The sequence below is a fragment of the Paenibacillus harenae DSM 16969 genome (assembly GCF_000422465.1).
Lineage (GTDB): Bacteria > Bacillota > Bacilli > Paenibacillales > Paenibacillaceae > Pristimantibacillus > Pristimantibacillus harenae.
On record NZ_KE383845.1, the window covers coordinates 61046 to 74161 of the forward strand.

The window sequence follows — 13116 nt, forward strand, 5'->3', positions numbered from 1 at the left end:
TATAAGTTGAATGGGGTTACAATTGAATGGGGTTACAATAAATAAAAAAAAGCCTCAGCCGCCTCATCCTTCTTGCAGGAATCAGCTGGCTAAAGCTTTACATCTATCCATTATTTCCGTCCGCGCTTATTCTCGCCCGCGACCATCACAACCTCCACATACGGCCTTATGCGGTCCATGATCCGCTGGCCCTTATGCAGCTCGTCGCCGTCCTTGCTAGTGAAGCTGAAATGACGCTCCAGCGCATCCAGCTCATAATTGGACGTATAGAAGGTCGGCTTCCGCTGCATCCGATAATTAAGAATGGCGCCCAGGACATGATCGCGCACCCACGGATTTAAATTCTCCGCTCCCATATCGTCGAAAATAAGGAGATCCGTCTCCTTCATCATCTCGACCGTATCCTTCAGCTTGCCCGGCTCGTGCATGAGCGACTTCAGATCCTCGACAAAGTCCGGCATATAGACGATAACGCCGGAGTAACCGGCCTTCGCCAGCTCTTGCAGCATGTAACACATCAAGAAGGTTTTGCCCGTCCCGAAGCGGCCGGCAAGATACAGCCCCTCCTCCTGCAGGCCATGCTCCTTCGTCCGGTCAATGTAGCGCAGCACCTGACCGACAGCCTTCGCCCGCTCCAGATCATTCGTCAGAATTTCATCGGAGGAATACCCTCTCTGAAGCGCCTTCTCGTCGACATAGAAGCTGCGAATCCGGCTGCGGACATGGTCTTCCTTCTGTCTGGCCGTAAATTTCTTACAAGCGACCTTCCGGTCGTAGAGCTGAGGATAGCCGTTCACCGTATCGCAGCTGAGCATCGTGTAATGCCCCTCGAAATCATTCGGACAATTGTCCAGCCCGGGGCAATTGGAACAGCTTTTAAATTCCTTAACGTATTGGTATACGCGATTCAGATTGATCTTAATCGTATGCTCGTCCAGCTCCGGATGCTTCGCCCTAAGCTTCTCCACCAGAGGATCAGCGAGCAGCTCCGTCAGCTTCTGCTCCGCCTGCTCCGTAATGGCCCGGCCAGTCGGCCAAGTCTTCAACATTTCGCCCAATGACTCCATCGTCTGCTCACCCCGCTCCAATTATTTGCCATCCAGCTTGCGCGCCAGCTTCCGAAGCTCCTCAAGCTCATCGGCCGATACGGCCGAGCCGGCTTGGCCGTCCTGCACGATCGGAATCGCGGGCTTGCGCGAGGCGCCGCGATTGCCTGTCCGGCTGCCGCCCTTGCCTGCGTAAGCGCCTCCTCCGGCCCCGCCGTAGCTTGCGGCCGCATCCTTGCGCCTTTCTTTCTCCTGCTCCACCTGCGCTTGCTCTCTTACGTACTGGACCGCTTTCTCGAATGTATCGATTTGCTTCACCAGCATATTGGAAGCCACGGCATCGAGGAACGTCTTCGTTACCCGCTGCGCCTCGTTCGCCCCGATCACATAATGAATAAGAACATTAATGACAGGCGCCGCGAGCTTATAATTCAAATCAATCCGCTCAAATGCGCGCTCGATCCAATCCGGCACCGCGCCGGGAAAGAACCGCTGAAGGAACCGGGTATGCGGCTCATTGCGCATCAGCATGTTATATTGCTGAATATCGCAGCGTCCCAGCAGCTGATTCGGCACCTGCAGAAAATCTTGCTCCAGAACCTCGTATTCTTCCGTCATTTCATCGGATTCCTCAGGTTCGCCGCGGGTGAACTGCGTTCTGGCCAGCGTCCGCTGGCGATCGCCTTCGCGCTTCTTATCCTGCCTGTACAGCTGATTGGCTCTTAGCTGCAGCTCATCAACATTTAAGCCGCCGCCTTCGCTGAAGATGCCGTCTTCATCGAGAAGCCGGCATAGATCCGCGACGGTTAAGCTGTACTTATACGCGACATAATTGACCTGCGCCATCTGCTCCTCGTCGCTGCGCAGCCGCTCCACATAACGCCGGTTCGCCGAGTTGCGGGGAAAACGCAAAATAATCTCGCCGTATGGAATGGCCGCCGTCGCAAGCGTCTGCCGTTCCGCCGATTGCCTCGAAGGCGCAACCTCCGTTAACGCCTGCTCCAGCTCATCGTCTACCGATTGCATGTTCAGCTTAAACAATTCGTAGAAAGGCACCGAAATATTTTCTTTCGTCATCTCGGCATCCGCCAGCTCGTCCGGTTCGTTCGCGCCAAAGGATTCCCGGAGCGATATAACCGCATATTTGCCGATCTTATCGCGCAGCAGCATGGTTAAATGCATATTGCGGAAAAATTCTGCCGGCGACAGCGGCTCGGCCAGCTCGTATTCGTAGATAACGTCCGCTTGGTCAGACAAGCCGAGCCGCGATGTCTGCAGCAGGCCGACGGCTTCCAGCTTCGATGCCTGCTCGATTAAATGCCTGCGGCCGCGTTCGTTCATTTCCAGCCCCAATCCTAAAAACAGCCTCCTCTGAGGCTCCAAGGACGAATAACCGGAACGCCCCTCCGCGATGCCATGGTACAGCTGCTGATAAAAGGCGACCGCAAAAGCGCCAATCATCGGCTGATAGATTAGCGACAGCATCTTATAATCGAGACTGCTAAGCGAAAAATCACGAAATATGTAATATCGGTGGTGTTCCGTGTATTGCAAAATATTATGGATGCGCATTGCATCTACTCCATCCCCTGCATTCTTTCATTCTATTATTCTAGCATAAAAAGACCTTTGAGGGTCGGGTCGAAAAATAGAAAAATCCCCCGAATGAGGGATTTCCGTTAAACTTGCGAAAGCTAGAACATTTTGTAGCCGCCCTTGCGAAGCGTCTGAATCGCCCAGCCGCTTATGTATGCGCCGACCAATGCGCCGATAACCGGAATGTAATCTACGATCGTATAATGGGCAAAGTTTTCTATCGTCGCTGTTGCCGACTTATCCCATGGCGCCCAAATGCCAAGCGGTATAAGAACGAGTATGAATAAATAGATCGGAAACCACGTTGTTTTTAACAGCATATTCAATATAAAGCCGATGCCGAACATCATGACCATAAACAGCACCGTCGCTATCATTAACTGAAGCATCCAAACTTCCCCTTTCAGATTCTCGTTTTTAAGTTTAATGAAAGGCGTCGGGGAAGTCAATTAGCGGAGGACAAATGTCACAAGACCGCCATTTGCTCCCATCCGCCACATTACGATACAATAGTTGCAGCATCAAATAGGAGCTTGAAAGGAGCATTTATCCAATGAGTGAAGCAGCACAAACGCTGGAAGGCTGGTACGCGCTGCATGATTTCCGCAGCATCGACTGGACCGCTTGGCGCTTAGCCGACGAGGCCGAACGCAGCCGCGCCCTGGACGAGCTGCAAACTTTTTTGCAGCAGTGGGCAGAGGATGAAGAACGGAAGCAAGGAAGCACGGCGGTATATTCCATCGTCGGGCAGAAGGCCGATTTCGTATTCATGTTTTTGCGCGAATCGCTGGAGGAGCTGAACGCGGTCGAGACGGCATTCAACAAAACGACGTTCTCCAGCTTCACTTATCCGGTACATTCATACGTAAGCATCGTGGAGCTTAGCAACTACATGGCGCAGCCGGGCACCGATCCGATGCAAAATCCGGATATCCTCGCAAGATTGAAGCCGACGCTGCCTAAAGCGAATCACATCTGCTTCTATCCGATGAACAAACGTCGCGAGGGCGGCGACAACTGGTACATGCTTGGCATGGACGAGCGCCGCGCGCTGATGCGCAGCCACGGCATGATCGGCCGCCAGTACGCGGGCAAGGTGAAACAAATCATTACCGGCTCCGTGGGTTTCGACAACTGGGAATGGGGCGTAACGCTGTTCGCGGACGATGCGCTTCAATTCAAGAAGCTGATCTATGAAATGCGCTTTGACGAGGTTAGCGCCCGTTATGCGGATTTCGGTGATTTCTACGTCGGCAATTTTCTTGATGGCGCCAAGTTTAGCGAGTTTCTGAAGATTTAGTATTTTATTGCGGAGAGCGGACGGAGGAAGCGGCCGCCGCTCCCCCATCCAGCTTGAGTATTCCGTTAACTCCCTACCCCTTAATCGCCCCGATCATGACACCCTTCACAAAATATTTCTGCAGGAATGGATATACGCAAAGGATGGGAACGGTCGCAACGATAATCGTCGCATATTTAATCGTTTCCCCGATTGGCATCTGGTCACTTGAGCTGATATCCGTCATCATGCGCGACGTGTCATTGGCGATCAGAATATCGCGAAGGATAAGCTGCAGCGGGAATAAGGCGCGGTCCTGCAAATAAATCATCGCCGAGAACCATGAATTCCAGTGCGAAACCCCATAGAACAACAACATTACGGCAATAACCGGCAAGGAAAGCGGAATCACGACCGACCAGCAAATCCGGAAATCGTTAGCCCCATCCAGTCTAGCGGACTCCTCAAGCTCCACTGGAACGGCTTGGAAGGCCGTTCTCATAATAATCAGATTAAAGGCGCTGATCGCGGTCGGAATAATAAGCGCCCATCGGGTATCCAGCAAACCGAGATCATTGACAAGCAGAAAGGCAGGAATTAATCCTCCTTCAAAAAACATCGTAAACACGATCATAAACATGATCCCGTTTTTCCACATGACATCGCGTCTCGACAAGCCGTACGCTGCCATCGAAGACAAGATGATGTTAACCGTCGTTCCGACAAGGACATAAAACATCGTATTCAAATAGGCCGTACCGATAGCGGGATTCATAAAAACCATTCGGTATGCGTCCAGATTAAAGCCTTTAGGAAACAGCAGAATCCCCCTTGACTGGACGAGCTGCGCAGGATCGCTGAACGACGCGAACAGAACAAATATTAAAGGATACAACGAAGTTAAGGACAGCAAAAATAAAAACAGCATATTAAATACGCCGAATACACGTTCTCCGGACGTTACTTTCATAGTCCATTCTCCTTACCATATTTTGGTTTCGCTCGTCTTCCTGGAGACGCCGTTCGCGACAACCAGCAGCGTAAAGCTAATGATGGCGTTAAACATGCCAACGGCAGCCGCGTAGCTGTAGTCGGTTTCCAGAATCCCTTTGCGGTACGTATAAGTTCCGATGACATCCGCCGTTTCGTACGTAATGGGATTATACATCAGCAGAATCTTTTCGTTGCCGACCGAAAGCAGCTGGCCAATATTAAGAATAAGCAGAATAATAATCGTCGGCGCAATACCGGGAAGCGTGACATGCCAGGTTTGCTTCCAGCGGCCCGCACCGTCAATTTTGGCGGCTTCGTAGATGGAAGGATCAATGGAGGCGATGGAAGCCAGAAAGATGATAGAGCTCCAGCCAATGTTCTGCCATATGCCGGAACCGATATACAAGATTCTGAACCAGCCTGCTTCCCGCATAAAAGCAATCGGTTCGATGCCGAACATGCTTGTCAGCATATGATTGACCAGTCCGTCCCTTGCCAGAAAATCAAACATGATTCCTACGACGACAACGAGCGAAATAAAATGCGGCATATACGTAATCGTTTGTACCGATCTCTTAAACCAGCTGGACCTGATTTCGTTTAGCAGCAGCGCCAGAATAATGCCTGCGGGAAATGCGAAGATCAAGCTGTACAAGCTCAGCAATATGGTGTTCTTCAAGATCCGGCCGAAATAATAGCTGGAAAAAAATTCTTTGAAATTATCCAGACCTGCCCATGGGCTGCCCCAGAAGCCTAAATGGACAGTATAATCTTTAAAGGCGATTTGCATGCCGTACATCGGTCCGTAATGAAAGATCAGGAAGTACAAGATCGCCGGGCTTAACATCATATAGATCAACTTATTTTTCGCAAAATCCTTTCTCACGCGTTGTCCGAAGCTCATACGGGCATTGATGCCTCCGAAAGGGGCTGCCGTACTGTCCGTTCCGATGTCCGCCATATCCAGACTCCTTCCTTTCATCCCTTAGAGTAGATCCGCACCGGGAGAATTCCCGGCGCGGACAGCCTTATCTCTTTAAGTAGCGATCCAAGGCCGCTTGCTCCAGCTTCAGTACTTCTTCGATTCCCATGGCTTTCAGAGTTTCGACGTATTCGTCGAACTTGTCGAGCGGTTCCGTTCCCATAATGAATTTCAACAGCATTTCTTCATGGAACACCTTTAAATCCGTCATAATGGAGGCTATCTTCCTGCCTTCTTCCGCGTTTGGCGTAGTTAGAGGCAGCTTCATATCCGATTTTGCCTTCTCCCAATTCACAAGTGCTTCCTTCTGGGAAGGCAGCTCCAGATATTGCTCGATATAACCGGGATCCTGCACGAACGGTCCATTGTAGGACGCGCGGAAATACTGCGCCATCGCCTGGGTAATCGGAAGGTCGTCCGGATTTTTCATAATCACATCGGTGTAAACCTGTTTGCCGTCGATCATGGTATAGCTTTCGCCCTCGATGCCGAAGTTGAACAAATTATGTCCTTCGGGTCCGTAAGCGTAATCCAGCCACTTGACGATTTGCTCCGGATTTTTCGCCGTTTTCGTAATTGCCGCTCCGATCCCCGTATAAGGGAAGTCCCTCTGTCCCCATATTGCGTTTTCGCCTTTGTTCAGCGTTGGGTAAGGGGCCGATATGAGCTCAAACTCAGGGTCATCCTTCATGAGACCCATAAATTTGCCGATGCCGCTGCCCGTATAGCTGACGAATGCAAGCGTCTTGCCCGTCGTCACCTTGGAATCCATCAGCTTCGTGTCCATCGCGGCAAAGTCGGGATCAAGCAGTCCTTTCTTATACCAGCGGTTCATGACGGTCAGAAAATCCTTGTATTCCGGCTGCATCGATCCGTATTTGACGACGCCGTTATCATTATAGAATTCGAGCGGAATGCCGAAAGCGCCAATGAACGCTTGACCGACTTGTATATTGGGAATCGTGTGGACGAATGGCGGCTCGCCGTTGTTAAGCTCCTTGAAGGCCTCAAGCACCTTCTCCCACTCATCAATCGTTGCCGGCACTTCCAGTCCGGTCTTATCCAGCATGTCTTTTCTTAGAATCGGGCCAAAAAACACCATCAGCTTCTCATGCCCGCGAATGAACGGGAAGGAATAAATGTTGCCTTCGTCCGTCATGATCATTTTTTTGATTTCGGGATGTTCATTTAAATATTTCGTTAAGTTAGGCGCGTGTTCCTCAATCAGTTCGTTCAGGCGCAAAATCGTGCCGGTTTTGATCGCGTCGTCCGGGCCGCGCGATACGGTCAGCCAGTTTCTCTCGATCACGTCCGGAAGCTTCTTCGAAGCGAGCATCAGATTAAATTGCTCTTCGATTTGGGCCCCTTCGCCGGCGGGATGAATCCATTCCACTTTGGTGCCCGTCACTTTCTCCAGCTGCCGGTATATTTTGCTTTCGCCCAGATTAGCCATCGTAGCGGAAGCGTTCGGGTTAAGCGAAACCCAATACGACAAGCCTTCCGGATAATTAACCGCTTCCATTTCTTTCCCCGCGTTGTTATCATTCGGTTTAGGCGCGTCCTTTGCGTTCGTATCGTCTGGGTTATTGTTGCCGCCTGAGCACGCCGCCAGCAGCACGGCTAAAGATATGAAAACCATGAAATACGAGATGAGCCCTCTTTTTCCCCCCATAAGCTTTACAATCTCCTCTCAATGATAGGATTGAACCAAATCCATGAAGCAGCCCTTCGGTCGGCTGATTCCATCGTAAAGGCATATGCGGTTCCATGGATATGGCGATAATTATAGAGAGGCTGACGGATGCCCAGATTAGCGGTTATCCGATTTTCACATCAACTGTCTATATTAAAGAATGCCCGTGTTTTTATGCCCTTTGCTCTGAATATTTCTCTGTATTTGCCCGGCGTAATGCCTTCCGACTTTTTGAAGACGCGAATTAATCCGATGTCATTAGAGAAACCGACCATAAGCGCGATCTGGGATACGGTCCACTCCCCTTCCTCCAGATATGCCTTCGCGCGCTTGATTCGCAAGGAAGTAATATACTCGGTCAAATTATGTCCGCTTTGTTTCTTATAGAAAGTGGATAAGTACGATGGATTCAAACCGCAATAATCCGCTATGCTCGTCAGGCTGAGATCATTGCTGGCATATTGCTCCTGAATGAACCGCCTGATTTTTGTAATCAATTGTTCGCTGTGGTCCGTCCTTTCCTCCTCCACTTTGTCGCATATCGCCTTATACAACTGTTTCAGCGTTTCGTTCATTTTATCCGCCGAGCCGATCCTCGTTATATATTTGACGGGATCCCCTTCTCCGCCGAAGAACAGCTTGTCATCCATATTCAGAGCGTAAAACAGCTTTAAAACGGTATTCATCTGCTCGAAGAACAAGCACTTTCCCATTTCGGGCGAGATGGCCCGCGTCTTGAAATTGATTTCGAACACATGGTCCAGCACTTTCGCAACGCTGCCGTAGTCCCCGCTTTTGGCGTAATTCATCAATTGCGATTCCGTTTCAAGCGAATAATAGAAATAATGATGCTCCGTATCTTTTACTTCCCCGTAATAAATAACCGAGCTTTGACCAGGCAGCAGGTTATATTCAAGCGCCGTAACCGCTTCTCCGTAAGCAACCGCGATTTGATCGATTCCATGCTTCAGGCTGCTGACCGCGATCGTAACGTTTATTTTGAATTTCAGTTCCATTTGTTTGTGCAGTTGATTTAGAACCGCATCCAAATCATTGCCGCTTTCGGCCTTGGATTGGGCGTGATTGAGCATAATGCCGACCCGGCTTCGTTCCAGCTCGATGGCGTACCCGAATTCCGACAGAAGCTCATTGCTTAGATTAATCAAGATGAATCGCATAAGCGTCCATTCCCGCTCCGTATCCTCCTGAATAAACCGGCGGCAGTCGTCAATCTGGATAAGCACAACGCCGAAAAAACGATGATTAAAGCGCACATCCATAAATTCAAGGTCATTGGCCGTCAATGATTTTGTATCTACATAACCTTTGATCAGCCGGGATATAAAATCCGATTGAATGACAGGCGCTTGCTGAACCAGGAGGAGCCGCATTTTTTTCTCTTCGTCGATAGACGTCATTAATTCGTTTTTTATAAATGTGATTTCGTTTTTGATCTCAATGTCCGGCATGTTTTTTCCTTGTAAAATAGTCTGGATAAGCTCGCGGATCGGCCGGTGATTTTTGTAAGCAAAATAATAGGAGCACGCAAGTCCCGCGGTGAAACAAACCATTACAAGCAGACCTGCCAGCGATTTGGTTTCGTTGACCTTGGACAATAGGATATCCTTGGGCAAGACGGAGATATAGGTCCAGTTATTTTGGCCGGATTTCGTATAAGAAATCATCACGCTTTTCCCGTTCAATTCGGCGTTGAAATCGCCATGCTGCGCAGAGAGCTCCGGCAGGATGCTTGTAATTGCGCTGGAGGCCGGCGACGTCGCGCATAACACTTCCAGCTCTTCGTTCAAGATATAAAATTCCGTATTTCTTTTATCCGTTTTTTTTAACAGCCCTAATAATTCCGATTCATCGATCATGACCACAAGCGCGCCCCGGACATCCGTTTCTTCGCCCATAGGCAGCGAGGTAACCGACGTAATCATATTCCGCTGCTTCAAGCTATAGGTAATCGGTTCGGATGGCAAGTAGGCTTTCAGATGGTAACTTGACAGCAAATCTATCATTTGTTTATCGCTGCGATTGCGATAGGTTTGGATATGGTTATAGAACAAATGGGGATCGGTCCTGATGCTCGAAGATAGAATTTGGTCTGAGTGCTTCAAATACACATAATAATCATCGATGTAAGGACTTAGGGTACGATAACGTTTCAAGTTTTTGATCAGTTCTATGTAGGTGTATTCATCGATCGATTCCTGATTGGAATCTTCGTACAATAACAGCTGCAGAGTCGGATTAAACGCAATCTGAGCGGACAACTGATCGACTTCATTCATTCTGCTGTCGATCGATAAACGAGTCTGCTCGAGCAGCACCTGATTGGATTCGTTAGCATTGTCGATTAAGACTTGCTCCATCTTGTTGTATAATAATGCTCCGATAATGACTGGAATCATCAGAATGCACATAAATGAAAGCAGCAGCTTCATGAACACGGTTCTGCGGAACGCCTCGCCTTCTAATCTTGCACGCCACCGGGCAATCATTAGGTTCCTCCTTCTTCATATAAAGAATGCGCTTTCATAAAGATTTGTCCGGATATCCCTCCGCTTTGCTTTATCCTACCTATCATTTTACTTCTATTTACCTTAATTGCCCTTGTGTTTTTTTTTGCAGTTTTGTTATTTTTCCATCAATTTGAATCCGCAAACGAAAAAACTCCCTCGAGTGAACAACCTTACGGCCGTTTCTCAATCGGGAGTTCATGCATTTATGATCGTTATTCTATCTCGTTATCGTCGTTTTCGTTTTGCTCTTTCGCCGCCAAATATTCCTGCGTCGCTTTGTCACGGGCACGGCCTTTATCCTTCAGCCGCTCGATTGCCGGCTGAATGAGCAGGTCAACTTCCTTTTGCACCGTATAGGCCAAGTCATACCGATTTTGCGATTCTAGAAAGGAACCGACCTCCATCAAGGCGTTGTAACGATCAAGCTCTTCTCTCGTTAACAGACCGCGGACTTGTACGCTGCAATGCCTCATTACAGAAATTTTCCTTTACGGAGAACGAGCGGAATGCCGCCGATAATGAATAAATAGCGCAGGTCGATCAGCTTCTTCAACCAAGCGGCCGTACGGCCTTTGTATTTCTTGCCGAACGCAATCCCGATCGCTTCGCCCTTGCCGAGCGATGCAACCGTGCCTTTGTTGCTGAACGTAAAGCCTTTAAGCGGTTGATTGCGGATCGAAGCGACAAGATTATGCGCGCATACGACGCCTTGCTGCATCGCGATCTGAGCAGTGGGCGGATACGGTCGGCCTTCCGGATTGAACATCAGCGAGTTGTCGCCGACGATATAAACATTCTCATTACCCGGCGAGCGCAGAAATTCATCCACCTTCACGCGGCCGCGCATCGTTTCGAATCCGGCTTCTTCAATCAGACGGTTACCGCGGATGCCGCCCGTCCAGATGACGGTCGAGGATTTAATTTCCTCGCCTTCGCCGACAACAACGCCTTCCGGCGTGCATTCCTTGATCGCGGTACCGATACGGAAGGTAACGCCCTTCTTCGTCAATACGTCCATGCCATATTCGACAAGCTCGGGATCGAAGCCGGGAAGCGCGGTCGGCGCCGCTTCAATATTATAAATTTTAACCAAAGCCGGATCCACGTCGAACTGCTTGCACAGCTCAGGAATGCGGTCGGACAGCTCGCCGACGAATTCGATGCCGGTAAAGCCGGCGCCGCCGACGACAAATGTCAAATAATCCGTACGGTGCGGCTCGCGCTTATAGCGTGCGAATTGATATTCGATATGCTCTCGGATTAGACGGACCGAGTTAATGCTGCGAATGTTCATCGCATGCTCGCCCAGGCCGGGAATGCCGAAGGTCTCCGGCTCGCCGCCAAGGCCGATCACCAGGTAATCATAAGACAAGGTGCCGTCTTCCAGGATGACTTTTTTATCTTGCGGACGAATCTGAACGACCGTCGATTTAACGAAATCAATTTTAAATTCATCGATTAATTTGGAAATGCTTACGCGGGCGTTCTCCGGATTATCCGTGCCGGCAGCCGGCATGTGCAGATGCGTCGTAATATAATGATAGTCATGTTTATTAACCAGGGTGACGTCAGCTTCATTGTAATTTAGTTCTTTTTGCAAGCGAAGCGCGGTCAGTATGCCGCCGTAGCCTGCTCCAAGAATCACAATTTTAGGTATGTTACTCATCGTATAATCCCATCCATTCCTAGTGTCTTTTTATATTGTGAAAAATTACACAAGCTAAACCGAATATAATCTTTATAAGTTCAGTGTGTCCTTTTAAAGCCGTTTTTACAATGAGTCTCGTGACGCAAATTGACAGGTTTCACCAGTTTTTGCAGCCAGTTCTACGCTTAACATACATCAGAAATATTACATAGTTTTCACGAAAAGTTCAAGGGCAAAATATACGAAATTGTTTAGAACTCTATACAAATTAATTATTTCCCTCTCCCCGTCCAAAAGTTTATAATTAAAACCGTAAAGTTTATTACATGGAGGTGGCACTTATGTCTAACGCTGAAACATCCGCAACCCCTGTCGATATCGTTATTATCGGAGGCGGCCCTGCCGGTTTGTTCGCTGCATTCTACGGTGGAATGCGCCAAGCATCCGTCAAGCTGATCGAAAGCATGCCGCAGCTTGGAGGACAGCTCGCAGCGCTCTATCCAGAAAAGTATATATACGACGTCGCCGGATTTCCAAAGGTTACAGCGCAGGAACTGGTTGACCGGCTGATCGAGCAGATTGATCTTTTCAAACCGGAAATATGCTTGGAGGAGAAGGTGGAGAATGTCATCAAGCGTGACGAACGCCTCTTCGAAATCATAACGAACAAAACAACCCACTTCGCGAAAGCCGTTATTATCACGGCCGGTGTAGGCGCTTTCGAGCCGCGCCGTCTGGAGCTGCCGGAGGCAGCGCTGTATGAGAAAAAGAATCTTCATTATTTCGTCGGCGATTTGCAGCGGTTTAAGGGTCAAAATGTATTAATAAGCGGAGGCGGCGATTCAGCGGTCGATTGGGCTTTAATGCTGGAACCGATCGCCAAGAACGTAACGCTGATTCATCGCCGGGATAAATTCCGCGCCCATGAGCACAGCGTGGAGAAGCTGATGAATTCGAAAGTGAACGTGCATACGCCAAAAGAAATAACCGCTTTGCACGGCGATAACAGCATCCGTCGAGTAACGTTATCCGATGTGAAATCGAAAGAGACATACGAACTGGATGTCGACGCCGTTATTGTAAACTTCGGCTTCGTCTCCTCGCTCGGCCCGATCGCCGATTGGGGCATCCAAATTCAAGGCGGCTCTATCGTCGTGGATACGCGCATGGAGACGAATATATCCGGGATATTCGCCGCGGGGGATATTACGACGTACCCGGGCAAGCTTAAGCTGATTGCCGTTGGCTTCGGCGAAGCCCCGACCGCAATTAATAACGCTAAGGTTTATGTGGATCCGGGCGCTAAGCTGTCCCCCGGTCACAGCAGTAACATGAAGCTGTAATTATAGAA

The 13116-nt window shown here is 49.4% G+C and carries 11 protein-coding genes; 2 read left to right on the forward strand and 9 right to left on the reverse strand.

The window, feature by feature from the left end:
* Positions 1–110: 110 nt before the first annotated feature.
* From dnaI to H581_RS0128160, 3 genes are all read right to left on the reverse strand, one after another.
* Positions 111–1067, reverse strand: coding sequence for a primosomal protein DnaI (dnaI, locus tag H581_RS0128150; protein ID WP_029192175.1), 957 nt, complete (start codon positions 1065–1067; stop codon positions 111–113).
* Positions 1068–1088: 21 nt separating this feature from the next.
* Positions 1089–2618 carry a replication initiation and membrane attachment family protein gene (locus tag H581_RS0128155; protein ID WP_029192176.1) on the reverse strand — a complete coding sequence of 510 codons (1530 nt, stop codon included), beginning with the start codon at positions 2616–2618 and terminating at the stop codon, positions 1089–1091.
* Between the two features lie 122 nt (positions 2619–2740).
* The gene (locus H581_RS0128160; protein ID WP_029192177.1) at positions 2741–3031 is read right to left on the reverse strand and encodes a YuiB family protein; all 291 of its coding nucleotides are present in this window, start codon (positions 3029–3031) and stop codon (positions 2741–2743) included.
* A 164-nt stretch (positions 3032–3195) separates the two neighbouring features.
* Between H581_RS0128160 and hemQ the strand changes: the two genes are divergently transcribed.
* The gene (gene hemQ / locus H581_RS0128165) at positions 3196–3942 is read left to right on the forward strand and encodes a hydrogen peroxide-dependent heme synthase (RefSeq protein WP_029192178.1); all 747 of its coding nucleotides are present in this window, start codon (positions 3196–3198) and stop codon (positions 3940–3942) included.
* Positions 3943–4015: 73 nt separating this feature from the next.
* On the opposite strand, the gene H581_RS0128170 is transcribed toward hemQ, so the two are convergent.
* The 6 genes from H581_RS0128170 to H581_RS0128195 form a co-directional block, all read right to left on the reverse strand.
* On the reverse strand, positions 4016–4891 hold the full coding sequence (locus H581_RS0128170; RefSeq protein ID WP_029192179.1) for a carbohydrate ABC transporter permease: 876 nt from the start codon (positions 4889–4891) through the stop codon (positions 4016–4018).
* A gap of 12 nt (positions 4892–4903) precedes the next feature.
* Positions 4904–5818 carry an ABC transporter permease gene (locus tag H581_RS0128175; protein ID WP_156889729.1) on the reverse strand — a complete coding sequence of 305 codons (915 nt, stop codon included), beginning with the start codon at positions 5816–5818 and terminating at the stop codon, positions 4904–4906.
* Positions 5819–5942: 124 nt separating this feature from the next.
* Positions 5943–7568: an extracellular solute-binding protein gene (locus H581_RS0128180; RefSeq protein ID WP_029192181.1), complete on the reverse strand. Its 1626-nt coding sequence runs from the start codon at positions 7566–7568 to the stop codon at positions 5943–5945.
* Positions 7569–7729: 161 nt separating this feature from the next.
* Positions 7730–10096: a helix-turn-helix domain-containing protein gene (locus H581_RS0128185; RefSeq protein WP_029192182.1), complete on the reverse strand. Its 2367-nt coding sequence runs from the start codon at positions 10094–10096 to the stop codon at positions 7730–7732.
* Between the two features lie 233 nt (positions 10097–10329).
* Entirely contained in the window at positions 10330–10590 is a 261-nt protein-coding gene (locus H581_RS0128190; RefSeq protein ID WP_029192183.1) for a hypothetical protein, read from the reverse strand.
* The gene (locus H581_RS0128195) at positions 10590–11783 is read right to left on the reverse strand and encodes an NAD(P)/FAD-dependent oxidoreductase (RefSeq protein WP_029192184.1); all 1194 of its coding nucleotides are present in this window, start codon (positions 11781–11783) and stop codon (positions 10590–10592) included. Before H581_RS0128195 ends, H581_RS0128190 begins: the two co-directional genes overlap by 1 nt.
* Positions 11784–12106: 323 nt before the next feature.
* On the opposite strand from H581_RS0128195, the gene H581_RS0128200 reads away from it, so the two are divergent.
* Positions 12107–13108 (forward strand): NAD(P)/FAD-dependent oxidoreductase, encoded by a 1002-nt coding sequence (locus H581_RS0128200; RefSeq protein WP_029192185.1) that lies wholly within the window; start codon positions 12107–12109, stop codon positions 13106–13108.
* The last annotated feature ends 8 nt before the right edge of the window (positions 13109–13116 follow it).

What these genes read in the sequence shown, in the direction of transcription:
- H581_RS0128195 (WP_029192184.1), bottom strand. Translation starts at nt 11,783, where the DNA reads ATGAGTAACATACCTAAAATTGTGATTCTTGGAGCAGGCTACGGCGGC.
- H581_RS0128160 (WP_029192177.1), bottom strand. Translation starts at nt 3,031, where the DNA reads ATGCTTCAGTTAATGATAGCGACGGTGCTGTTTATGGTCATGATGTTC.
- dnaI (WP_029192175.1), bottom strand. Translation starts at nt 1,067, where the DNA reads ATGGAGTCATTGGGCGAAATGTTGAAGACTTGGCCGACTGGCCGGGCC.
- hemQ (WP_029192178.1), top strand. Translation starts at nt 3,196, where the DNA reads ATGAGTGAAGCAGCACAAACGCTGGAAGGCTGGTACGCGCTGCATGAT.
- H581_RS0128170 (WP_029192179.1), bottom strand. Translation starts at nt 4,891, where the DNA reads ATGAAAGTAACGTCCGGAGAACGTGTATTCGGCGTATTTAATATGCTG.
- H581_RS0128200 (WP_029192185.1), top strand. Translation starts at nt 12,107, where the DNA reads ATGTCTAACGCTGAAACATCCGCAACCCCTGTCGATATCGTTATTATC.
- H581_RS0128180 (WP_029192181.1), bottom strand. Translation starts at nt 7,568, where the DNA reads ATGGGGGGAAAAAGAGGGCTCATCTCGTATTTCATGGTTTTCATATCT.
- H581_RS0128175 (WP_156889729.1), bottom strand. Translation starts at nt 5,818, where the DNA reads ATGAGCTTCGGACAACGCGTGAGAAAGGATTTTGCGAAAAATAAGTTG.
- H581_RS0128190 (WP_029192183.1), bottom strand. Translation starts at nt 10,590, where the DNA reads ATGAGGCATTGCAGCGTACAAGTCCGCGGTCTGTTAACGAGAGAAGAG.
- H581_RS0128155 (WP_029192176.1), bottom strand. Translation starts at nt 2,618, where the DNA reads ATGCGCATCCATAATATTTTGCAATACACGGAACACCACCGATATTAC.
- H581_RS0128185 (WP_029192182.1), bottom strand. Translation starts at nt 10,096, where the DNA reads ATGATTGCCCGGTGGCGTGCAAGATTAGAAGGCGAGGCGTTCCGCAGA.